At 65.8% G+C, this 26,201-nt stretch carries 21 protein-coding genes; 5 read left to right on the forward strand and 16 right to left on the reverse strand.

Annotated features, from left to right (window positions below; all coding sequences use genetic code 11):
* Positions 1-37: 37 nt before the first annotated feature.
* From CI15_RS03770 to CI15_RS03780, 3 genes are read right to left on the reverse strand one after another with little or no spacing between them, the layout of a single operon-like run.
* The gene (locus CI15_RS03770; protein ID WP_153041044.1) at positions 38-1,558 is read right to left on the reverse strand and encodes an efflux transporter outer membrane subunit; all 1,521 of its coding nucleotides are present in this window, start codon (positions 1,556-1,558) and stop codon (positions 38-40) included.
* Position 1,559: 1 nt separating this feature from the next.
* Positions 1,560-4,802 (reverse strand): efflux RND transporter permease subunit, encoded by a 3,243-nt coding sequence (locus CI15_RS03775; protein ID WP_062124446.1) that lies wholly within the window; start codon positions 4,800-4,802, stop codon positions 1,560-1,562.
* Positions 4,803-4,820: 18 nt separating this feature from the next.
* On the reverse strand, positions 4,821-6,044 hold the full coding sequence (locus CI15_RS03780) for an efflux RND transporter periplasmic adaptor subunit (protein WP_062124448.1): 1,224 nt from the start codon (positions 6,042-6,044) through the stop codon (positions 4,821-4,823).
* Between the two features lie 415 nt (positions 6,045-6,459).
* On the opposite strand from CI15_RS03780, the gene CI15_RS03785 reads away from it, so the two are divergent.
* Entirely contained in the window at positions 6,460-7,104 is a 645-nt protein-coding gene (locus CI15_RS03785; protein ID WP_062124450.1) for a TetR family transcriptional regulator, read from the forward strand.
* A gap of 93 nt (positions 7,105-7,197) precedes the next feature.
* On the opposite strand, the gene CI15_RS03790 is transcribed toward CI15_RS03785, so the two are convergent.
* The gene (locus tag CI15_RS03790) at positions 7,198-7,836 is read right to left on the reverse strand and encodes an isochorismatase family protein (RefSeq protein WP_062124452.1); all 639 of its coding nucleotides are present in this window, start codon (positions 7,834-7,836) and stop codon (positions 7,198-7,200) included.
* Between the two features lie 169 nt (positions 7,837-8,005).
* Here CI15_RS03790 and CI15_RS03795 point away from each other — a divergent pair, with 169 nt between their 5' ends.
* The gene (locus CI15_RS03795; RefSeq protein WP_062124455.1) at positions 8,006-9,001 is read left to right on the forward strand and encodes a helix-turn-helix domain-containing protein; all 996 of its coding nucleotides are present in this window, start codon (positions 8,006-8,008) and stop codon (positions 8,999-9,001) included.
* Between the two features lie 108 nt (positions 9,002-9,109).
* Here the strand turns inward: CI15_RS03795 and CI15_RS03800 are convergent, their stop codons facing one another.
* The 6 genes from CI15_RS03800 to CI15_RS03825 form a co-directional block, all read right to left on the reverse strand.
* Complete coding sequence (locus CI15_RS03800; protein WP_062124457.1) at positions 9,110-9,832, reverse strand: SRPBCC family protein; 723 nt, start codon at positions 9,830-9,832, stop codon at positions 9,110-9,112.
* Positions 9,833-9,867: 35 nt separating this feature from the next.
* Positions 9,868-10,248, reverse strand: a complete 381-nt coding sequence (locus tag CI15_RS03805) for a DUF427 domain-containing protein (protein WP_062124459.1) — start codon at positions 10,246-10,248, stop codon at positions 9,868-9,870.
* Between the two features lie 167 nt (positions 10,249-10,415).
* On the reverse strand, positions 10,416-10,910 hold the full coding sequence (locus tag CI15_RS03810) for a hypothetical protein (RefSeq protein ID WP_062124461.1): 495 nt from the start codon (positions 10,908-10,910) through the stop codon (positions 10,416-10,418).
* Between the two features lie 256 nt (positions 10,911-11,166).
* On the reverse strand, positions 11,167-12,684 hold the full coding sequence (locus tag CI15_RS03815; protein ID WP_062124463.1) for a DegQ family serine endoprotease: 1,518 nt from the start codon (positions 12,682-12,684) through the stop codon (positions 11,167-11,169).
* 168 nt (positions 12,685-12,852) lie between these two features.
* Positions 12,853-14,151: an ATP-binding protein gene (locus CI15_RS03820; RefSeq protein WP_062124465.1), complete on the reverse strand. Its 1,299-nt coding sequence runs from the start codon at positions 14,149-14,151 to the stop codon at positions 12,853-12,855.
* A gap of 4 nt (positions 14,152-14,155) precedes the next feature.
* Positions 14,156-14,818, reverse strand: a complete 663-nt coding sequence (locus CI15_RS03825) for a response regulator (RefSeq protein WP_062124467.1) — start codon at positions 14,816-14,818, stop codon at positions 14,156-14,158.
* A 278-nt stretch (positions 14,819-15,096) separates the two neighbouring features.
* Here CI15_RS03825 and dacB point away from each other — a divergent pair, with 278 nt between their 5' ends.
* From dacB to CI15_RS03840, 3 genes are all read left to right on the forward strand, one after another.
* Positions 15,097-16,737 carry a D-alanyl-D-alanine carboxypeptidase/D-alanyl-D-alanine endopeptidase gene (gene dacB / locus CI15_RS03830; RefSeq protein WP_062124469.1) on the forward strand — a complete coding sequence of 547 codons (1,641 nt, stop codon included), beginning with the start codon at positions 15,097-15,099 and terminating at the stop codon, positions 16,735-16,737.
* Between the two features lie 190 nt (positions 16,738-16,927).
* Positions 16,928-17,935 (forward strand): sterol desaturase family protein, encoded by a 1,008-nt coding sequence (locus tag CI15_RS03835; RefSeq protein ID WP_062124471.1) that lies wholly within the window; start codon positions 16,928-16,930, stop codon positions 17,933-17,935.
* 95 nt (positions 17,936-18,030) lie between these two features.
* Positions 18,031-19,251 (forward strand): SGNH/GDSL hydrolase family protein, encoded by a 1,221-nt coding sequence (locus CI15_RS03840; protein ID WP_062124473.1) that lies wholly within the window; start codon positions 18,031-18,033, stop codon positions 19,249-19,251.
* 148 nt (positions 19,252-19,399) lie between these two features.
* On the opposite strand, the gene CI15_RS03845 is transcribed toward CI15_RS03840, so the two are convergent.
* The 6 genes from CI15_RS03845 to pyk form a co-directional block, all read right to left on the reverse strand.
* Complete coding sequence (locus tag CI15_RS03845; RefSeq protein WP_062124475.1) at positions 19,400-20,449, reverse strand: L-threonylcarbamoyladenylate synthase; 1,050 nt, start codon at positions 20,447-20,449, stop codon at positions 19,400-19,402.
* A gap of 10 nt (positions 20,450-20,459) precedes the next feature.
* Complete coding sequence (locus CI15_RS03850) at positions 20,460-21,656, reverse strand: 5-(carboxyamino)imidazole ribonucleotide synthase (RefSeq protein ID WP_062124477.1); 1,197 nt, start codon at positions 21,654-21,656, stop codon at positions 20,460-20,462.
* A gap of 106 nt (positions 21,657-21,762) precedes the next feature.
* Positions 21,763-22,281, reverse strand: a complete 519-nt coding sequence (purE, locus tag CI15_RS03855) for a 5-(carboxyamino)imidazole ribonucleotide mutase (protein WP_062124479.1) — start codon at positions 22,279-22,281, stop codon at positions 21,763-21,765.
* Positions 22,282-22,333: 52 nt separating this feature from the next.
* Entirely contained in the window at positions 22,334-23,224 is an 891-nt protein-coding gene (locus CI15_RS03860; RefSeq protein ID WP_062124480.1) for a phosphoribosylaminoimidazolesuccinocarboxamide synthase, read from the reverse strand.
* A gap of 145 nt (positions 23,225-23,369) precedes the next feature.
* Positions 23,370-24,434, reverse strand: coding sequence for a class II fructose-bisphosphate aldolase (fba, locus tag CI15_RS03865; protein WP_062124482.1), 1,065 nt, complete (start codon positions 24,432-24,434; stop codon positions 23,370-23,372).
* 186 nt (positions 24,435-24,620) lie between these two features.
* On the reverse strand, positions 24,621-26,057 hold the full coding sequence (pyk, locus tag CI15_RS03870; protein ID WP_062124485.1) for a pyruvate kinase: 1,437 nt from the start codon (positions 26,055-26,057) through the stop codon (positions 24,621-24,623).
* Positions 26,058-26,201 lie beyond the last annotated feature (144 nt).

Below are 26,201 nucleotides of genomic sequence, written 5' to 3' on the forward strand. Positions count from 1 at the left end.
TTTTCGTTTGCGTCAGCGCTTCGTCAACCTGAGGCGCTCACCCTGCGCTCGGTGCCGAGGCCGCGACCGGTGCGCTCGCCGCGCCGTAGTCGACCGGCGCGTCGGCGGGACGCGGCTGGTCGCCGTTATGCTCGATCCAGCCGCCGCCGAGCGCCTGGTACAGCGTGACCAGATTCTGCAGACGCTCCATGCGCGCGCTGACCAACAACTGCTGCGCCACGTACAGATCGGTTTGCGCGGTCAGCACCGACAGATAGCTGTCGACACCGTTCTTGTAACGCAGAGTCGACAGATCCAGCCGGCGCTGCTCGGCCGCGACATCCCGCTCGAGCGCGGCGATCTGCTCGTCGTACGTGCCGCGCGCGGCCAGTCCATCCGCCACTTCGCGGAAGGCCGTCTGGATCGCCTTTTCATACGTGGCGATCTGCACGTTCTTCTCGATGTTGGCGAGGTTCAGGTTGGCCATGTTCTGGCCGCCCTCGAAGATCGGCAGCGTGATCGACGGTGCGAAACTCCACGCCGCCGAGCCCGCCTTGAACAGCCCGCCGAGCGTGGGACTCAACGTGCCGGCGCTGCCGGTCAGCGTGACCTTCGGGAAGAACGCGGCGCGCGCCGCGCCGATGTTCGCGTTGGCCGCGAGCAGATTCTCCTCGGCTTCCATGATGTCCGGACGACGCGTCAGCAGATCGGACGGCAGGCCAGCCGGGATATCCGTGAGCAGACTCTGGTCGCTCAACGGCATGCCTTGCGGCAGATCAGCCGGCAATGCCTCGCCGATCAGCAGCGCCAACGCATTCTCAGCCTGAGCCCGCAAACGCATCTCCGTCTGCAGGTTCGCGCTCGCGGTCTCGACGACCGTTTGCGCCTGGCGCAAATCGAGTTCCGAACCGGTGCCGTTGTCGAACTGCACCTTGGTGATCCGATACGACTCCTGCGCCGTGGCCAGCGTGTTCTGCGTGACTTTCTGCAGATCGTCCAGTTCGAGCACCGTCAGGTACTGGCTCGCCACCTGCGACACCAGCGCGATTTCCGCCGACTTGCGCGCCTGCGCGGTGGCCAGATACTGGGCCAACGCCTGGTCCTTCAGGCTCTGCACGCGTCCGAAGAAGTCGATTTCCCACGACGCGTTCAAGCCCACCGAATACGTGCTGGAGATCGTCGGGCTGAGGGGCGACACCAGCAGGTCATGCGGCGTGCGCTGCCGGCTTTCCGAAGCGGCCGCATCGATCGCCGGGAAGAGGCCCGCGCGCACGATCCGGTACTGCGCCGCCGACGCCTGCATGTTCAGCACCGACACACGCAGATCGCGGTTGTTCTTCAGCGCGATTTCGATCAGCTGCTGCAGACGCTGATCGACGAAGAAGTCGCGCCAGCCGATGTCGACGGCGGCCTGGCCGTTCGCGCTGTGCGTGCCGGACGCGCCCGGCTGATGGTCGTACACGCCGCCCGTCGGGAAGGTCGCCGTCACGGGCGCCGCGGGCCGCTCGTAGTGCGGCGCCAGCGTGCAACCCGCGGCGAGCAACGCCACCGCTACTGCAATCAGAGAATGTTTTTGCATCTCAATGCCCATCCTTGCCCGAGCCATTGCCATTCGACCCACCCGAGGATCCGTCGGTCGAGCCGCCGTCCGCGCCGCCTTGCGGATCGTGCGGATGGTGCTGTTCGTAGTGGCGCATCGCCTCATCCGGGTCTTCCGTCTCGCCGCCGAACTTCGCACGAATCACGACGAAGAACATCGGGATCATGAAAATCGCAAGGAAGGTCGCCGTCAACATCCCGCCGATCACGCCGGTACCGATCGCGTGCTGGCTTGCCGAGCCCGCGCCGTTACTGATCGCGAGCGGCAGCACGCCGAGAATGAACGCGAGCGAGGTCATCAGGATCGGACGCAAGCGCAGACGCGCCGCTTCGAGCGCGGCCTCGATCGGCCCCATGCCTTGACCCTGCTGTAGTTCACGCGCGAACTCCACGATCAGAATCGCGTTCTTCGCGGACAGACCGACCGTGGTCAACAGACCCACCTGGAAGAACACGTCGTTCTCGAGCCCACGCAGCGTCGCGGCAAGCAGCGCACCGATCACGCCGAGCGGCACCACCATGATCACCGAGAACGGAATCGACCAGCTTTCATACAACGCCGCGAGACACAGGAACACGACGAGGATCGAGATGCCGTACAGGATCGGCGCCTGCGAACCCGACTGACGCTCCTGCAGCGACAGACCCGTCCACTCGTAGCCGACCCCGGCCGGCAGCTTCGTGACGATTGCTTCCATCGCCGCCATCGCCTGACCGGTCGACTTGCCCGGCGCGGCCGCACCCTGGATTTCCACCGACGAGATGCCGTTGTAGCGCTCGAGCTTCGGCGAACCGTACGTCCACTCGGTGCTCGCGAAGGCCGAGAACGGCACCATCGCGCCCGCGTTGTTGCGCACGAACCAGGCGTTCACGTCTTCCGGTTTCATACGGAACGGCGCGTCGCCCTGCAGGTACACCTTCTTGATCCGGCCATCGGTGTCGAGGAAGTTGTTCACGTACGCCGATGCCCACGCGATCGAGAACGTCTGGTCGATCGCGGACAGCGACACGCCGAGCGCCGAAGCCTTCTCGTGGTCGATGCTCACCTTGAACTGCGGCGTATCGTTCAGGCCGTTCGGACGCACTTGCGCGAGGATCGGATCTTTCGCGGCGAGACCGAGCAGCATGTTGCGCGCTTCCATCAGCTTCGCGTGACCGATACCCGCGCGGTCCTGCAGCTGGAAGTCGAAGCCCGCCGCGGTACCGAGTTCAGGAATCGACGGCGGATTGACCGGATACACGAGCGCGTTCTTGTAGCTGCTGAAGTGCATGAAGAGACGCCCAACCAGTGCCTGCACCTTCTGGTCCGCATGCTGACGCTGCGAGTAGTCCTTCATCCGCACGAACACGAGACCCGCGTTCTGGCCACGACCCGCGAAGCTGAAGCCGTTCACCGTGAAGGTCGATTCGACGATCGCCTTCTCGTCGTTGAGCAGGTAGTCCGAGACGTCCTTCAACGCGTGCGCGGTGGTTTCCTGCGTGGACCCGGACGGCGTTTGCACCAGCACGAACATCGTGCCCTGGTCTTCGTCAGGCAGGAACGACTTCGGCAGTCGCACGAACAGCAGCCCCACCGCGAAGATCACCACCATGTAGATGATGAGCCAGCGGCCCGAGCGCTTGATCACGTGGTGCACGCCCGAGTGATACTTGTCGCGGCTCGTGTTGAAGGTACGGTTGAACCAGCCGAAGAAGCCGGTGGCTTTTTCGTGATGACCCTTCGGGATCGGCTTGAGGATCGTCGCGCACAGCGCCGGCGTCAGAATCAACGCGACGAGCACGGACAGCACCATCGCCGCGACGATCGTCAACGAGAACTGCCGGTAAATCGCGCCGACCGAGCCGCCCGAGAACGCCACCGGCACGAACACCGCCGACAACACGAGCGCCACGCCGACGAGCGCGCCGGTGATCTGGTCCATCGCCTTGCGGGTTGCCTCGCGAGGCGACAAGCCCTCCTCCTGCATCACCCGCTCGACGTTTTCCACCACCACGATCGCGTCGTCCACCAACAGACCGATCGCGAGCACGAGACCGAACATCGACAGCACGTTGATCGAGAAACCGACCACGCTCATGATCGCGAACGTACCGAGCAGCACCACCGGCACCGCGATCGTCGGGATCAGCGTGGCGCGCAGGTTCTGCAGGAACAGGTACATGACCAGGAACACCAGCACGATACCTTCGAGCAGCGTCTTGACCACTTCCTCGATCGACAGGCGCACGAACGGCGTGGTGTCGTACGGGTACTGCACGACGAGACCGTGCGGGAAGTACTTCGACAGTTCGGCGATCTTCGTGCGCACCGCCTTCGCGGTGGCGAGCGCGTTCGCGCCGGTGGCGAGCTGGATACCGAAGCCTGCCGTCGGCTGACCGTTGTACTTGGTGTCGAAGTTGTAGTTTTCGCCGCCGAGCTCGATATGCGACACGTCGCGCAGACGCACCTGCGAGCCGTCCTGGTTCACCTTCAGCAGAATGTCGCCGAACTGCGCGGGCGTGTTGAGCAGCGTGGCCTGCGTGATCGTGGCCTGCAGCACCTGACCCGGCACCGACGGCGTGCCGCCGAGCGAGCCGCCCGCGACCTGCACGTTCTGCGCCTGCAGCGCGGTTTCGACGTCGAGCGGCGTCAGGCCGAAGTTATTCAGCTTGTTCGCGTCGAGCCAGATCCGCATCGCGTACTGCGAGCCGAACAGCGTCACCGTGCCCACGCCGTCGATACGGCTGATCGGATCCTGGATGTTCGACGCGACATAGTTCGCGAGGTCGTACTTGCTCATGCTGCCGTCGGTCGACACGAACGCCATCACCAGCAGGAAGCTGCTGCTCGACTTCGTGACCTTGGTGCCGAGCTGCTGCACCGCCTGCGGCAGCAGCGGCGTGGCGAGCTGCAGCTTGTTCTGCACCTGCACCTGTGCAATGTCAGGGTTGGTGCCGGCCGCGAACGTCAGCGTGATGGTGGCCGTGCCCGAGTCGTCCGAGGTCGACGCGAGGTACAGCAGGTGGTCGAGACCACTCATCTGCTGCTCGATCACCTGCGTGACGGTGTTTTCCACCGTCTTCGCCGAAGCACCCGGATACGTTGCGCTGATCTGGATGGACGGCGGCGCGATGGTCGGGTACTGCGCGATCGGCAGCGTGAACACCGACGCGAGACCCGCGAGCATCAGAATGATGGCGATCACCCAGGCAAAAATTGGGCGATCAATAAAGAACTTTGCCATGAGGCGGGCTCCCTGTTATTACGCGCCCGATGCGGCGGAGGCAGGTTGAGCCGCGGGTTGACCCGTCTGCGCGCCGTTCGCGGCCGCGTCGGAAGCCGGCGTGCCGGGCAGCTGCGCCGGCACGGGCTTGACCTGCTGGCCGGGACGCGCCTTGTCGGTGCCCTGGACGATCACGCGGTCACCGACCTTCAGGCCGTCCGAGACCACCCAGTACGAGCCGAAAGTGCCCGTCGTAACGATCTGACGCAGCTCGACCTTGTTGTCGTTGCCGACCACGAGCGCCGTGGGTTGACCCTTCTGGTCGTGCGTGACGCCGACTTGCGGCACGATCAGCGCGTTCTGGTTCACACCTTCGTCGATCTTCGCGCGCACGAACATGCCCGGCAGCAGCACGTGGTTCGGGTTCTTGAAGATCGCGCGCACCGTGACCGAACCGGTGCCCTGGTCGACGGTCACGTCGGTGAACTGCAGCTTGCCCTTCTCGGGGTAGACGCGGCCGTCTTCGAGCACCAGCGTCACCTGCGCGGCGCCCGGGCCGGTCGTCTTCAGACGCCCTTCCTGGACGTCGCGGCGCAGCTTCAGACCGTCGAGGCTCGATTGCGTGAGGTCGACGTAGACCGGGTCGAGCTGCTGGACCGTGGCCATCAGCGTGGCCGCGCTCTGCTGCACGAATGCGCCCGGCGTGACTTGCGACACGCCGATCTGGCCGGTCACGGGCGAGGTCACGTCGGTATAGCCGAGGTTGATCTGCGCGGTGTCGACGGCGGCTTTGCCCGCGGCGACGTCGGCGGCGGCCTGGCCTTCGGCGGCGACCGCGTTGTCGTAATCCTGCTTGCTGACCGCGTTGGCCGCGACCAGCACCTTGTAGCGGCTGGCCTGCGCGGTGGTCGTCACGAGGTTGGCCTGCGCCTTCGCGAGCGTTGCCTTCGCGTTGTTCAACGACGCGATGTACGGCGCCGGATCGATCTTGTATAGACGCTGGCCGGCCTTGACCTCGCTACCCTCGGTGAACTCGCGACGCAGCACGATGCCATCGACCCGTGCGCGCACTTGCGCGACGAGGAAAGCATTGGTACGGCCGGGGAGTTCGGTGACGACGGGAACGGTCGTCGGCTGGAGGGTGACGACGCCGACTTCGGGCGTCTGGGGCGGCGGGGCAGATTGTTTTGGTCCGCATGCCGCCAGCAAGATGGCAGCCGTCGCGGCACTAATTAAGCGGAATGGAACCCGTTCGACGCGCATGGAGCGACCTCTGTCAAAGACTGAGAATGAAAAAGTGCGCGCATCCCTACCCCGGGGACGACAGCGCACACAGGCGTCTCTCGACGCTCAACCGGAAGCCCACGGATGCATACCTGCGCCTGCAGGGCACCCTGCTACGAATGCGCCATACCGGGAATGCCGCACGGCGCCGCCATCTGGCGGGCGTATTGAAAGGCAACAGTGACGGATATTAACCGGTCGTCGCGGCTTGGGCTATCCGATCGTGGGGTGCTATTATATATACATTCACGAATGCATGTATAAGTGCATTTAGTTCGCTCGCGAGGGGGGGCTCGCAAGTTCACACCGTCAATCGCATCAAATGTAGTCAGATTGTCATCGGGCTGACTTAAAACGGCCCGGGAAAACCCCTCAATCGGCGGGTCATACCAATATGGTCAGAAAAACCAAAGAAGAGGCGTTGGAGACGCGTAACCGGATTCTCGACGCGGCCGAACAGGTCTTCTTCGAGAAAGGGGTATCGCGCACGTCGCTGGCCGATATTGCACACGCCGCCGGTGTGACGCGCGGCGCCATCTATTGGCACTTCGCGCACAAGAGCGAACTCTTCACCGAAATGTTCGAGCGCGTCGTGCTGCCGCTCGACGAACTGAAGGCGGCCTCGCTCGACCCCAACGAAACCGATCCGCTCGGCCGCATCATGGAAGTCTGCATGGTCTGCCTGCGCGACACCGCCAACGATCCGCGCCGCCGCCGGGTGTTCGACATCCTGTTCCTGAAGTGCGAGCTGGTCGAGGACATGGGGCCGATGATGGAACGGTATCAGACCAATATGCGCGAAGGGCTCGCCAAAATCGAAGGCGGTCTGCGCAACGCGATCTCCAAAGGCCAGATGCCGGCCGATCTCGACACGAAGCTCGCGGCGGCGATGGTGCACGCGTTCGTCGGTGGCGCGCTGCGCGACATGCTGTTTTTGCCGGATGCGACCGACTTCGGCGCACACGCGCACCAGATGGTGGAGGCGATGTTCGACGCCTTGCGCCTGAGTCCGGCGTTGCGCAGGAAGGCGGCAGCTTAGCGGGTGCGCAAGGGTGGTGAAACGTGAAAGCGGGCGGTTCGTTGAACCGCCCGCTTTGGTTTGTGGACCACCCCCTCACCCGCTACACCGCGTTCAGGCAAGCGCTTGCCGCGCCCGCGCCGCCTGATTCGACGCGTAGATGTTGCCGCGCTCGAGCGGCGCGCCGCCGTTGAGCGCCGCGATCCACTGATCGGTGCTCGCAACCGCCGCGAAGCGCGACTGCAGCACCACACTGAACACCCGATGAATCTCTTCCGCGCTCGCGAAGCCCGCGCTGTTCTCGTACGGCACCGAGCCGGTCGCGTCGTGCAGGAACTCGACCGCGAGCCCAGCATGCACCGCGTGGTTGATCGTCGACGCATCGCAGTTGTGGGTCATATAGCCGGTGATGGTGAGCGTATCGATCTGTCGGGCGGCGAGCCAGTCGGCCAGATCGGTACCCGCGAATGCGCTCGGCAGCGACTTCTCGACGAAATGGTCATGCGCGCGCGAGCTGACGACCGTGTGCAGTTCGGCGCCCTCGCTGCCGCGCGCGAACAGCGGCGAGGTGGCCGGCGCGACGTTCTGCACGACCACGACTGGCACGCCGGCGGCGCGCGCCGCGTCGATCGCGCGAGCGATATTGGCGAGCGAGGTCCGCACGTCCGGAAATTCGATCGGCAGGTCGCCGCTCACGTATTCGTTCTGCACGTCGATGACGATCAGTGCACGGCGCGGCGCGGGTGTGGTCATGGCAAGGCTCCTTGTCAAAAAAACGGTCGATGCCGCGCGCCCGGCTCGATAGCCGCGGCGCAACGGCAATGAACGCATTGTTGCTCCCCCGCCCGTGCGCCGACAGCGGCCCGAATGACAAGCTTCGCTAGAATCGGGCCATACTTCAGGCATTCACGAGGCGCCCGTCATGTCCACCGCCGCATCTTCCGACGATCTTCCCGACCTGTCGCCGCGCCACGTAGTCGCCGTCGTCGCGTTCGACCGCATCAGCCCGTTCCACCTGTCGGTGCCGTGCGTCGTGTTCGGCGAGGACCGTCAGGGCGGCGGCGTACCCTCGTTCGACTTCCGCGTGTGCGCCGCGGAGACGGGTGCGCTCGCGACGACCGCAGGTTTTTCGATCGCGGTTACGCACGGACTCGAAGCACTCGCCGACGCACACACGATCATCGTCCCGAGCTGGCGCGATCCCGACGAAATGCCGCCGGCAGCGCTGCTCGACGCGCTGCGCGCCGCGCACGCACGCGGCGCGCTCCTGGTCGGCCTGTGCCTCGGCGCGTTCGTACTGGCCGCGGCGGGCATCCTCGACGGACGGCCCGCTTCGACCCACTGGGCCTGGGCCGACGACTTCGCGCGCCGCTATCCGCGCGTGCGGCTCGACCCCGACGTGCTGTACGTCGACGACGGCGACGTGCTGACCTCGGCCGGCACCGCCGCCGGCCTCGACTGCTGCCTGCACGTGCTGCGCAAGATCTGCGGCACGCGGGCGGCGAACCACGTCGCGCGTCGGCTCGTCGTGTCGCCGCATCGCCAGGGCGGCCAGGCGCAGTACGTGCAGCAGCCGATGCCGCCGAACCCGCGCGGCGACCGCCTGTCCGCCCTGCTCGACTGGGTAAGCAGCAACCTGGCCGCGCCACATACGCTCGACACGCTCGCCGCGCGCGCGTTGATGAGCCGCCGCACGTTCACGCGACGTTTTCGGCTGGCGACCGGCACCACCGTCGGCGCGTGGCTGCTCGCACAGCGGCTCGCGCGGGCGCAACAACTGCTCGAAAGCACGGAGGAGTCGGTCGAAACGATCGCGACAAGCGCGGGATTCGGCTCGGCGGCATCGCTGCGGCAGCATTTCGCGGACGCGTTTCGCACGTCGCCAAGCGCGTGGCGGCGGGAGTTTCGCGGGGATTAGATGAAGGCGACGAGAGCACCGGCATTCCGTAGTGTGTCACCGGAAATTCGTAGTCGCGCGGGCACGTCGGGCGCGCGCTCCATCAGACGCTGTGTGCGGTCCGGCGCCTCAATGCTCGCTGAACCAGCGCGCAAGATACAGCAGCAGAGCGACCAGAAAAATCATCCCGGCCCACGCCCAGTACGGCACGACATGCTGGCCGGGCTCGTGATGCGACCAGCTGTGCGACGCGCTCGCCGCGCGTCCAGGCAGCGCATGACTGTGCTCGATGCGCGCGCGTCGCGTGATGCCGCTCAGCGAGATAGGCCGCAAAAACACATGCTGGCGACGCGGCGCCGAGCCGCGCGCGCGGTTCGGCCCCTTGCCGTGCTTGGCGCGTACGACGGCGTCGAACTCGGCGAAAAAATCGTCGGCGAGCTGACGCAGCGCGTTTTCGAGCTGGCGTGTCGGCAACTCGGCGAGCGGTCCCGACGACGTCGCCCACATCGTGTAATCGATGCGCGTGCCGCGCTCCCGGCCCTCGTCCGCGCGCAAACGCACTTCGATCTGACCGCGCAACGCGCCGATACCCTCGGCACGCGCCTTGAAGCTGATCGTGCGGCGCTGTGCGTCCGCCGGACCGGAATCCTGGCCGGCGACGTGCGCGCGCGCTTCGTAGTGCGCGCGCAACGGGCCGAGCGGCACGGTCATCGTCAGCGCGTATTCGCCGTGGGCGAGACGCACGAACGACTCGCAGTTGTCGAGGCTGGCACGCAACAGCGCGAGGTCCTGCAACGCGTCCCAAACCTCGGACGGCGCCAGCGGAATCCGCAACGCGTCGTTCAGTTCCATGACACCCTCCCCCGATGAACGCGCCGCCTGCCGGATCAGGACGTCTGATCGATGCGGTCGACGCGCGATGCGTAAAAAGCGAGATAGCCCTTGATCCGCTTGACCTGCTCGAATGGCGCCTCGTAGCACCACACCGCGTTCTCGATCACGCCATCTTCAGTGCGTAAGTGGAAATACGACGCGTCACCCTTGAACGGGCAATGCGACGTGTGTGCCGAGCGTTCGAGCCGGGCCATGTTCACGTGCTCGCGCGGGAAATAGAACACGTCGGCGAGGCCGGTCTCCGATAGCGTCAGGGCGGCCTGGGTGTCGGCCATCGTCACGCCGCCGTGAATCACACGCACGCGGTGGACGTTGTCGCGGATCACGATGGTATGGCCCTCCGGCCGTTCCGCAGATGTCGACGCATCGCTCATGTCCAGGCTCCGTGATGGGGTGGGCGTTGCACTGCCGGCTGGTGCCGCGGGAACGGCAAAGCCACGGGACACGCCCGTGGCTTCATTATCGGCCAAACTTCGGCCGATTGCGCGTGGTTCCTGCGCGTGCTTCCTGCGCAACGGCCGGCCGCCGGCGGATCGGTTCGCTACTTCACGTTCCAGATGAACGCGGATTTGACGTTGCCGTGCGCCGGCACGCTAACCGAGCGGGTCTGTTCGCTGTCGTTGTATTTGGCGTGCACCGTGTAGCGGCCCGGGCTCAGGCGCACCAGCATGAAGGGTCCTCGCGACGTCGTGTTCAGCACTTCGCCGTCGTGCGCATCGACGATCCGCACGTGCACGTCGGCGAGAAACTCCGCATTGGGTCCAGTGAAGCGCAGCGTCAGCGGCCACTGGCTTTGCGCCTGTTGCAGCGCTCGCGATTCGTCGAGGCCGACGCCGCCCGACACGTACGACACGTCGCCCTGCTGCTGGACTTGCGGCAGACCGCCGCCATTGGTGTTGCCCGCGCTGGTGTTGTCGGTGGTTGAGCCGCCGGTCACGCCCGCCTGTTGCGCGTACGCACCGCCCGCCAGTCCGAGCGTGAGCGCCACGCACAGCGCGGCGGCTACGATCTTTTGCTGATTGCGTTGGGTTTTCATCGGTTCGCTCTCCTTGTTAAGGTCCTTACCTGCCCCTGGACGGGTCAAATAATGGAAGAAGCAACCTGCGTGCCAACTGTCCGGTCGTATCGACGGAAGCGGCGCGGCGCGCTTGCGGCCTGCACGCTGCGGCCGCGACACCATCGATCGGACAGACGAAAAAAAGCCGGTCCTTGCAGTAAATGCAAAAGACCGGCAATGGGTACTACAGCTCTAATTGGGTTGGGCGATCCTTTCGAACCGCCCGGATACTGGATCAGCCGAGATCAACAGGCACAAAAATCTGTGCGTTGTCCCGCTGGATCAGCAGCGCAATGCTGTTGCTTGCGCCCGAAACCATCTGCTTCAGTTGATCGATGCTCGTGACCGGACGGCCGTTGACCGCGAGAATCACGTCGCCCGGCTGGATGCCGGCGCTCGCTGCCGCGCCGCCTGCCTGCTGCACGAGCAGACCATGCGACACCGACGCGCTGCTCTTCTCTTCCGGCGTCAACGGACGCACCGCCACACCAAGACGGCCTTGCAACTGGGTCTGCTGGTCGGCTTTGGTAGCCGAGGCGACCTTCGTGTCCGAGAGCGAGCCGATCGTCACCTTCACGTCCTTGCTGGCCTTGTCGCGCCACACTTTCAGCGTCGCCGAGCTGCCCGGCGCGAGATTGGCGATCTTGCCCGGCAGATCCGTCGAATCGCTGACCTCGTCGCCATTCACCGACAGGATCACGTCGCCCGGCTGCAAGCCGGCCTTGGCCGCCGGGCCGCTGGCGTCGACCGAGCTGACCAGTGCGCCTTGCGGCTTCTGCATGCCGAACGAATTGGCGAGCGTCTGGTTCATGCCCTGCACCGCAACGCCGAGGCGGCCGCGGCTGACGTGACCGGTCTTGACGAGATCGTCCTTGACCTTGATCGCCTCGCTGATCGGAATTGCGAACGACAGGCCCTGGAAGCCGCCCGTCTGCGAGTAGATCATCGAGTTGATGCCGATCACTTCGCCTTGCAGGTTAAAGAGCGGGCCGCCCGAGTTGCCCGGGTTCACCGGCACGTCGGTCTGGATGAACGGCGTGTAGTTCTCGTTGGGCAGCGAGCGCGACTTCGCGCTGATGATCCCCGAGGTCACGGTATTGTCGAAGCCGTACGGCGAGCCGATTGCGACGACCCACTGACCGACCTTGCTCTGGCGCGGATCACCGATCTTCACGGTCGGCAGATTGCTCGCATCGATCTTCAGCACGGCGACGTCGGACTGCTTGTCGGCGCCGACCACCTTCGCCTTGAACTCGCGCTTGTCGGTGAGCTTCACGGTGACGACGTTCGCGCCATCGACCACGTGCGCGTTCGTCAGAATGTAGCCGTCATTGCTGATGATGAAGCCGGAACCGAGGCTTGCGCTCGGCTGATCAGGTGCGTCGCCGCCATCGCCGCCTTGCATCCCCGGCACGCCGCCGAAGAAACGTTTGTAGAACTGATAGAACGGATCGTTCGGGTCGATCGGCAACTGGTTGCCGTTGAGGGTGCCGCGGTTACTGCGCATCGCGGTCTGCTTGACCACGTGCTTCGCGCTGATGTTGACGACGGCCGGACCGTAGGTCTCAACCAGACCGGAGAAATCGGGGATACCGGTTTTGGCCGCGGCTTCCGCAGGCATCAAAGCAGCGGCTTCCGCCGGCGAGATGATCTGCGGTGCGGGGACATCGCGATGGCCTGCCACATAGCCGGCAGAAAGGGCAGCGGCGACAGCTACCGCAACAGCGCCGCGGGACAAGGTTTTCGCGTTCATCATGAGCTCCTGGCTGGAGAAAGGGACGTTGGATGCCGAGGAGCGTAAGGGGCATCGCTTAAAGGAGTCTTAAGCAGCGCCAGATCGCGGGAACCTTCTCCGATGGGCCGTTCGGCGCCGTCGAGGGCGCCCGAACGGCGAGCTCGTCCAAAGGACACACCGCCATGGTCAGAAACGTACGATGACCTGCAAACCGCCGGTCGGCGATTCGTCGAGCGACACCTCCGCGTGATGTTGCGTCGCAATCCGGCGCACGATCGCGAGACCGAGACCGGTGCCGGCCACGTCGGTGCGCGCGCGATCCGCACTCGCGCCCGCGCGATAGAAGCGATCGAACACGCGCTCGCGATCGGCCGGATCGATACCCGGACCGCTATCAGCGATCCGCACGACCGGATGGCCCTCCTCGACGCGCAGGCTCACGTCGACCCGACCGGCGTGCGGCGTGTACTTGGTCGCGTTGTCGACGAGGTTGTTGAACATCACGCGTAGCGCTTCGGCGTCGCCCGTCACGCTGGCGGCCTCGCTGGCCTCGATGCCGAGGTCGACGCCTCGATTCAATGCGAGCGGCGCGTATGTCGCGACGCACTCTCGCAGCAGCTCGCGCAGATCGAGCGTCCCCACGGCAGCCCCGCCGTCCGGCTCGGCGCGCGCCAGCGCGAGCAGCTGCTCGGCGAGGCGGGTCGCGCGCGTGACACCCGCCTGCAGATCGGCGAGCGCCTCGCTGCGGGCAGTGTCGTCCTTCGCGCGCGCGACCAGTTGTGCCTGAATCTGCACTGCGGCAAGCGGCGTGCGCAGTTCGTGCGCGGCATCGGCGACGAACGCCTTCTGAATATCGAGCGCGGTCGCGAGCCGTTGCAGCAACCCGTTCAGTGCGCGCACGAGCGGCTGCACTTCCAGCGGCAAGCGCTGATCGGGCAACGGCTCGAGCGCCTCGGGGTGACGCGTGTTGAGCGCGCTCGTCACGCGCCGCAGCGGTTGCAGTCCGCGGCCGACAATCACCCACACCGCGAGTCCGAGCAGCGGCAGCAGCACGATCAACGGCCATAGCGTGCGCAGCGCGACGTTGGCGGCGAGCCGGTTGCGCACCGACAGCGGTTGCGCGAGCTGCACGACGTTATCGCCGACGATCGCGCCATACACGCGCCATTCGCCGCGCTCGGTATGTTCGGTCGAAAAGCCAAGCTCGGCGCGTGGCGCGAGCGGCGCGCGCGGCCGCGAGTAGTACATCAGCATGCCGTTGCGATTCCAGATCTGCAGCACGATGCCCTCGTCGCCGGTATCGCGGCCGAGCACCTGCGAGAACGGTTCCGCCGGCAGTGCCGCGGCGATCTGTTCGAGCTGGTAGTCGAACAGCTCGTTCGCTTCGGCGAGCGCCTGCCGATAGATCAGCCAGCCCGCGATGCCAACACCGAGCAGCACGAGCGCAAGCAGCCAGAACAACAGTTGACGGCGAATCGAGCGCATCGGCTCAGGCGTCCTTCGCGATCATGTAGCCCAGCCCGCGCACGTTGCGGATCAGATCGGCGCCGAGCTTCTTGCGCAACGCGTGGATATAGACCTCGACGGTATTGCTGCCGATCTCCTCGCCCCAGCCATACATCTTCTCCTCGAGCTGGCTCTTGGACAGCACCGCACCGGGCCGCGCGAGCAACGCTTCGAGCAGCGCGAATTCACGCGCGGACAGCGCGACCGGCGCGCCGTCGAGCGTCACCTGATGCGACGCGGGATCGAGGGTCAGAGTGCCATGGCGAATCGTCGAATCGCTGCGGCCGGACTGGCGCCGAATCAGCGCGCGCATGCGCGCGCCGAGTTCATCGAGATCGAAAGGTTTGACAAGGTAATCGTCAGCGCCGGCGTCGAGTCCCTTGACGCGATCGGCGACCGCGTCGCGCGCGGTGACGATCAGCACCGGCAGCGCATGGCCGCGCGCGCGCAGCGCACGCAGCACTTCGAGGCCGTCGCGCTTGGGCAGACCGAGGTCGAGCAACGCGAGGTCGTAAGGCTGGGAGGCCGCCGCGCGCAGCGCCGCTTCGCCGTCCTCGACCCAATCGACCGCGAAGCCTTCGCCGCGCAGCGCCTTGCGCACGCCTTCGGCGATCATCCGGTCATCTTCGACAAGCAGGATGCGCATGGTTGTCCATTCCGAAACATTGGGTGATGCCGCATTCTAGCGCCCGCGTCCCGGCTGCGCGGCGCGTGGCGCTTTTTTCACCGCAGTGCCGCGGCATGTCTCTACAATGGGCGCTTTGCGTCGCGCGACGGCCGTCGGGTGGCACGCGGCGCGCTCCGGCGCCGCCAAGCCGCCCGGATGGTCGCTGTATCGTCTCGCGCACGCCACACGCCGCTAGCCGCACGCCGCTAGCCGCGCGCCCTGAAATCCCGCTGATCCGTTTGCCTGTTCACCCGTTCATGACGCACGCTTTTCTGTCTTCCGTCGCACGCCGTCTGGCGCCGCAGTCACGCCGTATGTTCAATCGCGCAGCCTCCACGCCCAAGCGCCTCGCACCGCGCGCGGCCGTATGGCTCTTCGCCGCCGCTCTCGGCGCGGGCGCGCTGCTGCCGCAAGCCGCCGAGGCGCGCGTCAAGGCCGCGCATCCGAGTGTCAACGTCACGACGGTGTTGCCGCAGCCGGTGATGATCGGTCTGCAGCGCGCGCATGTGCCGTTGTCGTCGATCAGCGTGGTCGTCGAGAAAGTGGGCGACCGCACGCCGATCCTCGCGCTGAACGCCGGCAAGCCGATGATGCCCGCCTCGACGATGAAGCTCGTCACCACCTACTCGGGCCTCTCGATTCTCGGCCCCAACTACCGCTGGCGCACCACCGCGTACGCCGACGGCACGCTCGACGCGAGCGGTGTGCTGCACGGCAATCTGTACATCCAGGGCACCGGCGACCCCAAGCTCGTGCCCGAAGAACTGATCGACCTCGTGCAGAAGATTCACAAGGCGGGCATCAACGGCATCGACGGCGCGCTGGTGCTCGACAAGCGCTACTTCGATCCGTCGACGCGCGACCTGCCCGCCTTCGACGACGACGCGAACGCGCCATACAACGTCGGCCCCGATCCGCTGCTGTATGCGTTCAAATCGCTGTCGTTCACGCTGACGCCGTCGCCGGACGGCACGGTGGCGATCGACGTCTTGCCCGCTCTCGCGCAGCTGCGCATCGACAACCAGCTGCGCGCGACGAACGGCCCGTGCCGCGGCGAGCTGCCGACGCCGAGCGTCACGCCGCAACCTGACGGCACGCTCGTCGCGTCGTTCTTCGGCGACTTTCCGGTGCGCTGCGACGCGCGCACGATCAACCTCGCCGTGCTCGATCACTCGACGTTCTTCGCGCGCGGCTTCCTCGCACTGTGGCAGCAAACGGGCGGCACGTTCACGGGGTCGACCCGCGAAGGCCCGGTGCCGGCCGGCGCGAAGTCCGTCGCGACGCACGAGGGGCCAGTGCTGTCGGACATCGTTCGCGACATCAACAAGTTCAGCAACAACACGATGGCGCGCAACCTGTTCCTGACGATCGGCGCCACCGAGGAAAGACCGCCCGCGACGCCCGCTAAAGCCGCGCGCGCGGTCGAAGCTTTCCTGACACGCGACAGCCTGAACACCGAGTACCTGACGCTCGATAACGGCTCGGGCCTGTCGCGCGACGAGCACATCACCGCGCTCGCGCTCGCCGATGTTCTGCAACGCGCGAACGCGAGTCCGGTCGCGCAGGTGTTCGTCGACTCGCTGCCGATCGCCGGCGTCGACGGCACCATGCGCAACCGCCTGACCACCCAGGGCGCGGGCGGCAACGCGCATATCAAGACCGGCACGTTGCGCGACGTGCGGGCGATCGCCGGCTATGTCGCGTCGGCCGACGGCAACAGCTACATCGTCGTCAGCCTGATCAACGATCCGCATTCGGAAGCCGCGCGCGCCGCGCACGATGCGTTGCTCGAATGGGTGTACGACGGCCCGTCGCAAGGCTTTACGAAGGTCTCCGCGCAGGTCGGCGAAGTGCCCGAGAAGCCCAGGAAAAACCCGCGCAAACGCGGCGCCCACTGAGTATTCCTTCTAGCGATGCCGTGCGCGGCAAGCGCCTAACCGTGTACGCTGTCGGGCAGCATGCGGCGCGCGGCATCACGCGCTTGCCGCTCGGGGCGCCCGGTCGTTCGGACCGCGCGACCCGCTCGAACGATAACGACACCACCCGCCGCGCACTGCGCGGCGCTCAGGGACCAGGAAGGGAGACACGATGCAATTCGATGCCGAATTGCTGCTACTCGCCATGGCGCCCGTCTTTCTTGCCTGCATCGGCTGGGAGGCGTGGCATGTGAGCCGCACGCGCCCGGCCGAGCGGCTCTACAGCTGGCGCGACACGCTGTGCAACGCCACGCTGGCGCTGATGCACCAGGCCGCCGACAAGCTCGCTTGGCTCGCGATCATCCCTGTCTACGCGTTTTTCTACGAGCACTACCGCATTCATACCTGGCCGGCGACGTGGCTGTCGTTCGTCGTGCTGTTCGTCGGGCAGGATCTGCTCTATTACGTGTTTCATCGCTGCAGTCATCGGGTGCGTTGGCTGTGGGCCGCGCACGTCGTGCATCACTCGTCGGAGCGGATGAATTTTTCGACCGCGTTCCGCCAGAGCCTGATGTACCCGATCGCCGGCATGTGGGTGTTCTGGATTCCGCTTGCGATCCTCGGCTTTGCGCCGAAGCTGATCGTCGCGATCGTGCTGATCAATCTCGCCTTCCAGTTCTTCGTCCACACGCAGGTGATCGGCAAGCTCGGGTGGCTCGAATACGTGTTCAATACGCCGTCGATCCATCGCGTGCATCACGCGCGCAATGATCGCTACATCGATCGCAATTACGCAGGTGTGCTGGTGATCTGGGATCGCCTGTTCGGCAGCTACGTCGACGAAGATCCGCACGAGGCGCCGGAGTACGGCATCGTCGAGCCACTGCACACGTACAACCCGCTGAAAGCGACGTTTCACGAATGGGCGTCGATGGCCGCGGACTTCGCGAGCGTGCGCGGCTGGCGCAACAAATGGCGCGCGCTGTTCGCGCCGCCGGCATGGGCCGCCGCTTATCATGCGCAGCGAGCCGTCAGACCCGGCGGCAGCAGCGGTCTCGAAGGAGGATCGAACCTGCACACGCTTTCGGGTACGGACAACACATCGAGCCAGGTCACCGCCGAGCTACCCGGCTTGAACCCAAACCATACGGTCGCGCTTCGGACATCACGCAGGCCGTAGAAGATTCTGTAAGCTGTCGTCTCGCCGCCGACGCGGAAGACGTCGCCTGCAACACATGGCATCAAGGGCCACACATACGAGGAGATGCAGTCAATATGAATCAAACCGCTTCGAAGAAACAGCAATGGTTGCGCGTCACGCAGATCGCCGTGGCGAGCGCAGCGTTCGCCGCGCTCGCGGCATGCGGCGGTGGCAGCGACAACAACAGTTCGAGCAGCGGCAGCACGCCGCCAGGGGGCGTCACGCTGCAGGTCGTATCGTTCGGCGACAGCCTGTCGGACGTCGGCACCTACCAGCCGGGCGTACAGGCGAACGTCGGCACGGGTGGCGGCCGCTTCACGACGAATCCGGGCGAAATCTGGACACAGAAGATCGCCGAGTACTACGGCGGCACGCTCACGGCCGCGTATGTCGGCGGCTTCGGACTGCCGCTCACCGCGACGGGCGGTCTCGGTTATGCGCAGGGCGGCTCGCGTGTCGATCTGCAGCCGGGTGAAGGCTTCGCGCCGAACAACATGGCCGCGACGACGGTGCCGGTCACCACGCAGGTCGCCGAGTATCTGGCCGCGCACAACAGCTTCAATTCGAACCAGCTCGTGCTGATGAACGGCGGCGCGAACGACATCTTCATCGCGGTGCAAGCGGTCTCGGATGCGGGCACAGCAGCAGCGGCGAATGCCATCGCACAAGGCGGCGACGCTGCCGCCGCACAGGCGGCGGCAGCCACCGCGTCGCAGGCAGCCACGCAGACCGCGGTGCAGGCCATCATTACTGCCGCGACCACGTTCGTCGGCACGGTGCAGAAAGTGGTCGCGTCGGGCGCGACGCATGTGGTGGTGTCGGACGTCCCGGACATCGCGCAAACGCCGCAAGGTCTCGCCGCGGGCGCGCAGGGCCAGGCGCTCATCAACGCGCTGGTTCAGACCTACAACGGCGTGCTGCAGCAAGGACTCGCGTCGACCAAGCAGGTCGTCTACGTGAGCGCGTTCAAGTGGATCGACCAGACGCTGGCGAACTATCAATCGCTCGGCTTCACCGTGTCGAATACGGGCACCGCGTGTAACCTGACGGCGATGGCCACGAGCGCGACCACGTACGCGACGAAAAACCCGAGCGTGCTCGCACCCGGCCAGTCCGCGGCGGCGTTTGGCAGCTCGTTCGCGTCGTCGCTGTTCTGCTCACCGCAGACCTACACGGTGGCCGGCGCGGATCAGACCTACATGTTCGCCGACCTCGTGCATCCGACCACGCATTTGCAAGCGCTGTTCGCGCAGCAGGTTGAGTCGCAGATCGCTGCTAGCGGACTTGGGAAGTAACACGGTGTTGCCCGCGGGAGTCAGCGGTCATGACAGCTGACCCGCGACGCTAACGTTGCAAAAATGACAAAAGGCCCGGCTCGTTCAACGAGCCGGGCCTTTAATTTTTCCCGCTAGCCTCACAATGCAGCGCAACGCGCCGAGCGCGTCAGTTGCGCGCTTCGAAAGCCGCCGCCGCGCGACCGAGCCGATCGTTGAGCGCGACCCATTCAATCGTGTCGGGCAGTTTCTCGATCAGAATCCGCGTGACGTTCGCGCGATCGAGCGCGCGCAGCAAGCCGTATAGCTCGCGCGCATAGACGTGCGGATCTTCCGGCGCGGCGACGAAATGCACGCCCTCCGCATCGGCCCAGTGACCCGCACGCGATGCACGCGCAACCAGCGCGACGCGCTCGCCCGCCTCGCGCACCGCGAGCAGTGGCTCGAGCTCGCCGAACGGCAGCAGTGCGAGCGGTGTGCGCGGCGCGTAATGCGCCTTCAGCGTGCCCGATGCACGCGGCGCGCTCGCATCCGACCCATCGGGCAGACGCGGCGCCTCGCCGAGCACGTCGGCGATATCCTGGGGCGTCACGTGACCCGGCCGAAGCAGCGCCGGAAAGCCGCGCGACAGATCCAGAATCGTCGACTCGATACCGACATCCGACGCGCCGCCATCGAGCACATGAATCGCGCTGCCGAACTCGTCGCGTACATGCTGCGCGGTGGTCGGGCTCACGTGTCCGAAACGGTTCGCCGACGGTGCGGCAACACCGCCATGGCCGCCGCGCAACGCGCTGAATGCTTCGAGCAAAGCCTGCGCGACCGGATGCGACGGGCAGCGCAGCCCCACCGAATCCTGCCCGCCGCTGACCGCTGCGGGAATGCGCGCGGCGCGCTTGAGGATCAGCGTGAGCGGTCCCGGCCAGAAGGCGTCGATCAGGCGCTGCGCGTCCGCCGGCAAATGCTCGACCCAGTAGTTCGGATCGCCATGCGGCGCGAGATGCACGATCACCGGATGATTGGCCGGCCGTCCCTTCGCCGCGTAAATGCGCGCGACCGCGTCGGGGTTCTCGGCATCGCCGCCGAGGCCGTAGACCGTCTCCGTCGGAAACGCGACCAGCCCGCCCGCGTCGAGCAAGGCCGCTGCGTGCTCGATCTGCGCGGCGCTGACGGGCAGAGCGTTGGTGGCGTCCCCGGCGGGTTTCTGTTGATCCGGCATGGCGCGCGCGTCAGCTGGTGGCAATGTGCAGCAGCCGCGCGCAATCGCGCGCCGCGGTGCGGGCTTCTTCGAGTGTCGGCGCGGTGAAGTTCACGTGACCCATCTTGCGGCCGCAACGTGCCTCTTCCTTGCCGTACAGATGCAGACGCGCCGCCGGCATCGCGGCGACCTCCTGCCACGGCGGCGTCACCGCGGCGCGCTTCGGGCCGTCCGGGAACCACACGTCACCGAGGATGTTCAGCATCACCGCCGGCGAATGCTGGCGCGTGTCGCCGAGCGGCATGCTGGTCATCGCGCGCACCTGCTGTTCGAACTGGCTCGTCGCGCAGGCGTCGACCGTGTAGTGGCCGGAGTTGTGCGGGCGCGGCGCCATCTCGTTGGCGACGAGCGAGCCGTCCTCGAGGATGAAGAACTCGACGCACAGCACGCCGACATAGCCGAGCTTGTCGGCGATCTGCAGCGCAGCCTGTTGAGCCTGCTGCACGAGCGCGGGTGTCGCATCCGGCGCGGGGACGATGGTGTGCGACAGCACGCCGTCGCGATGCGTATTCTGCGCGAGCGGATAGACCACCGACGCGCCGCTCGCCGCCCGCGCGATCAGCGCCGACACCTCGAACTTCAGCGGCAGGCGCTTTTCCAGCACGCACGGCACGCCGCCGAGCGACGCATGCGCCTCGCGCACTTCCTCGGCGTTGCGCACGCGGATCTGGCCTTTGCCGTCGTAACCCATGCGCGCCGTTTTCAGGATGCCCGGCAGCACCGCTTCGAGCTCGGCATCGCCGAGCGCCGCCAGCGCATCCGACGACTCGATCACGACGTGCGGCGCAACCGTCACACCCGAGGACGCGATAAACCGCTTCTCGGCGATCCGGTCTTGCGCGACAGCGACGCACCGCCCCGCCGGGCTCACGAACGTGGTCTTGCCGAGAAAGTCGAGGCTCGCGGCCGGCACGTTCTCGAATTCGGTCGACACCGCCGCGCACAGCCGCGCGAGTTCGGTCAACGCCGCTTCGTCGTCGTAGGCCGCGCGCAGGTGGCGGTCGGCGACCGCGCCCGCCGGACTGGCTTCGTCCGGGTCGAGCACGGCGACGCGATAGCCCATCGCCTGGGCGGCAAAGCAGAACATGCGGCCGAGCTGGCCGCCACCGACCATGCCAAGCCATGCGCCGGGCAGAATCGGTGAAACCGGTGTGTTGTCAGGGTTCATCTTGGTGGTCGGTCGCGGCCGGATACGCGTCGCGCTCATGCAACGAGCGGCGGGCACCCGGCCGGGGGTCGGACAGGGGACGTCTTAAAAAAACAGTCGGCGCGCTTTACAGCGCCGGCAATACCATCGCGTGAGCCGCTTCGTTCTGGCGCACGCGGAATGCAGCGAGCTTGTCCGCGTATTCGGCGCTGGTGCCGGACAGCAGCGACACCGCGAACAGCGCCGCGTTCGCCGCACCCGCCTCGCCGATTGCAAACGTCGCGACCGGCACGCCCTTGGGCATCTGCACGATCGAATGCAGCGAATCGACACCCTTCAGATACTTGCTCGCGACCGGCACGCCGAGCACCGGCACCGTGGTCTTCGCGGCCAGCATGCCCGGCAGATGCGCCGCGCCGCCAGCACCCGCGATGATCGCGCGAATGCCGCGCTCGCGCGCGCTTTCAGCATAGGCGAACATTTCGTCGGGCATGCGGTGCGCGGACACGACCTTCGCTTCGTACGGCACGCCGAATTCCTGCAGGATCGCGACGGCGTTTTTCATGACTTCCCAGTCGGAACTGGAGCCCATCAGCACGCCGACGACCGGCGCGCCATGCGTATGGGCGGTTTGTGCTTCACTCATCTTTACGGCTTCCTTGTTTCCGGGCAATGCGCACCTGACACGGCGCGCGCAATCAGTCGAGCTTGTGGCCGGTCAGGCGCTCGAGCGCTTCCTGATACTTCTCGCCCGTTTTCGCGACCACGTCGTCCGGCAGCTTCGGTGCCGGCGGCTCTTTCTTCCACGGCTGGGTTTCGAGCCAGTCGCGCACGAACTGCTTGTCGAACGACGGCGGATTCGTGCCGACCTGGTACTGGTCCGCCGGCCAGAAGCGCGACGAATCGGCGGTCAGCGCCTCGTCCATCAGATACAGCTTGCCGTGGTTGTCCAGACCGAATTCGAACTTCGTGTCCGCGATGATGATGCCGCGCGTCGCCGCGTAGTCTGCGGCTTCCTTGTACAGGCGGATCGAGATGTCGCGGATCGTGGCCGACAGTTCGGTGCCGATGCGGCGCTCCATCTCGTCGTAGGTGATGTTTTCGTCGTGGTGACCCATCTCGGCCTTGGCGGCCGGCGTGAAGATCGGCTCGGGCAGCTTCTGCGCGTTCTGCAGGCCCGGCGGCAGTTGCACGCCGCAGACCGAACCGGTGGCCTGGTAATCTTTCCAGCCGCTGCCGGCCAGATAGCCGCGCACCACCGCTTCGACGAGGATCGGCTCGAGGCGCTTGACGACCACCGCGCGGCCCTTGACCTGCTCGACTTCGTCCGCCGCGACCACCGACTCGGGCGCCACGCCCGTCAGGTGGTTCGGCACCACGTGCTGCAGTTTCTCGAACCAGAAGTTCGCCATCGCGTTGAGCACGCGACCCTTGTTCGGAATCGGCTCGCCCATGATGACGTCGAACGCCGACAGACGGTCGGTCGTGACGATCAGCAGCTGGTCGTTGCCCACCGCATAGTTGTCGCGGACTTTACCGCGGCCGAGCAACGGCAGCGAGCGGAGCGTGGATTCGTAGAGGGTAGACATCGTCGTGGTTCGCTAAAAGTGGGGCAAAAAATGTGACCGGAACAAAAGGGAAACGCCGTTCCCCCGATGATGCGGGAACGGCGATCGGACGACAACCTGGCCAGACGGGTAACCGGGCGGCCAGGCGCGGAGCCAAAACTACAGCTTAGCGGACGACTTGCGCGAGCTCGCCCGACTTGTACTTCTCCGCAATTTTATCAAGCGAAACCGGCTTGATCTTGCCGGCCTGGCCTTCGCAGCCGAATTGCATGTAGCGGTCGACACAGATCTTCATCGCCGCCTCGCGCGCCGGCTTCAGGTAATCGCGCGGATCGAACTTGCCCGGGTTGGTCGCCATGTAGCGGCGGATCGCGCCGGTGATCGCCAGACGCAGATCGGTGTCGATGTTGACCTTGCGCACGCCGTGACGGATGCCTTCCTGGATTTCCTCGACCGGCACGCCGTAGGTTTCCTTCATGTCGCCGCCGAATTCGCGGATTTCCGCGAGCAGCTCCTGCGGCACCGACGACGAGCCGTGCATCACGAGGTGCGTGTTCGGAATGCGCTGATGGATTTCCTTGATGCGCTGGATCGAGAGAATATCGCCCGTCGGCTTCTTGCTGAACTTGTAGGCGCCGTGCGAAGTGCCGATCGCGATGGCCAGCGCGTCGCACTGGGTCAGCTTGACGAAGTCGGCAGCCTGCTCCGGATCGGTCAGCAACTGCTCGCGCGTCATCGTGCCTTCGGCGCCGTGGCCGTCTTCCTTGTCGCCCTTCATCGTTTCGAGCGAACCGAGCACGCCCAGCTCCGCTTCCACGGTGACGCCGATCGAGTGCGCCGCCTCGACGACCTTGCGCGACACTTCGACGTTGTACTCGTACGATGCGACCGACTTGCCGTCGGCTTCGAGCGAACCGTCCATCATCACGCTCGTGAAGCCGCTGCGGATCGCCGCCATGCACACCGCCGGCGACTGGCCGTGATCCTGATGCATCACGACCGGGATGTGCGGATACGACTCGACCGCCGCTTCGATCAGATGACGCAGGAACGGCTCGCCCGCGTACTTACGCGCGCCGGCCGACGCCTGCATGATGACCGGGGCGTTGACCTTGTCGGCCGCGGCCATGATCGCCTGCACCTGCTCCAGGTTGTTCACGTTGAATGCCGGAAGTCCATAGCCGTTTTCCGCGGCGTGGTCCAGCAGTTGACGCATTGATACGAGAGGCATGCTGAAACTCCTTAGATTGAAACGAATTCTTTTGCCGTCGGCATCTTTTGCGGCGATTTTATCGCGAAGCAGGCGGCGTTCCCGCGCTGACGCCGGCGCGTTGGTGCGCCGTCGCACATGGCCGCGCGGGTTGCGCCGGCCTGCTTCGCTCAATCGAGCCCGTGCCGATCGAGCAGTGCTGCCTGATCAGTACGGTTCACCGACCCGCACGATCTTCAACGTGTTGGTGCCGCCCGCCTGACCCATCGGCTCGCCGACCGTCAGCACGACCATATCGCCGTGCGACGCGTAGCCCTTGCCGACCACCGCTTCGAGCGCCTGCTGCAGCGCGGTGTCGCGGTCGGTGTTGGTATCCAGATGCAGCGACGTCACGTTGCGATACAGCGCCATCGCCCGTTCGCTGCCGACGCGCGGCGTCAGCGCGAAGATCGGCACGTGGGTCCAGTGACGCGACATCCACAGCGCGGTCGAGCCCGACTCGGTCAGCGCGACGATCGCCTTGGCGCCGAGGTGATAGGCGGTGAACAGCGCGCCCATCGCAACCGACTGGTCGATGCGCGTGAAGGTGCGGTCGAGGAAATCCTTGTCGAGCTCCGACTGCTCGGACTTTTCCGCTTCGACGCAGATCGCGGCCATCGTCTCGATGGTTTGCACCGGGTACTTGCCCGCCGCCGATTCCGCCGACAACATCACCGCGTCCGTGCCGTCGAGCACCGCGTTCGCGACGTCCGACACTTCCGCGCGGGTCGGCACCGGCGCGTGGATCATCGACTCCATCATCTGCGTCGCGGTGATCACGAACTTGTTCGATTCGCGCGCCATGCGGATCATGCGCTTTTGCAGCGCCGGCACTGCGGCGTTGCCCACTTCCACGGCCAGGTCGCCACGCGCGACCATGATGCCGTCCGACGCGTCGAGGATGCCTTGCAGCGCCGGAATCGCCTCGGCGCGCTCGATCTTCGCGATCATTTTCGGCTTGATGCCGTACGGCGCGCCGGCGATGTTCGCGAGCTGCCGAGCCATTTCCATATCGGTCGCGTTCTTCGGGAACGACACCGCGACGAAATCGACGCCGAGCGACATCGCCGTGCGGATGTCCTCCATGTCCTTCGCGGTCAGCGCGGGCGCCGACAGACCGCCGCCCTGGCGGTTGATGCCCTTGTTGTTCGACAGCTCGCCGCCGATCTTCACGACCGTGTGGATCTCGTTGCCGATCACGCGTTGCACGCCCAGCACGATCAGGCCGTCGTTGAGCAGCAGCACGTCGCCCGGCTTCAGGTCGCGCGGCAGATCCTTGTAGTCGAGGCCGACGCGGTCGTCATTGCCGAGCTCGCATTCGGAATCGAGGATGAACGCATTGCCGGCGACGAGCGTCGTGCGGCCGTTCTCGAACTTGCCGACGCGAATCTTCGGGCCTTGCAGGTCAGCCATGATGGCGACTTCGCGGCCGGCCTGGCGGGCCGCCTCGCGCACGAATTCGGCGCGCTGGCGATGGTCGTCGGCGGTGCCGTGCGAAAAATTGAGCCGCACCACGTCCAGGCCCGCCTGAATCATTTGCAGCAGGATTTCCGGTGTGCTGGAAGCCGGACCGATAGTAGCGACAATCTTGGTGGCGCGATGCATGAGTCTCCTCGTCTGGATAGGATCGCTGGAAAGAGCGCTGCGGGGCTGCTGCGGAGTCTGCGCATCGAATGATGCTGGCTGGGGTCGCGCGCCGGCTGTGGCCGGGGTCGCTTTGTGGGGGGAGGCGGGTGATGCGGTATTCGA

Origin of the sequence: Paraburkholderia monticola (genome assembly GCF_001580545.1) — a bacterium.
Taxonomy (GTDB): domain Bacteria; phylum Pseudomonadota; class Gammaproteobacteria; order Burkholderiales; family Burkholderiaceae; genus Paraburkholderia; species Paraburkholderia monticola.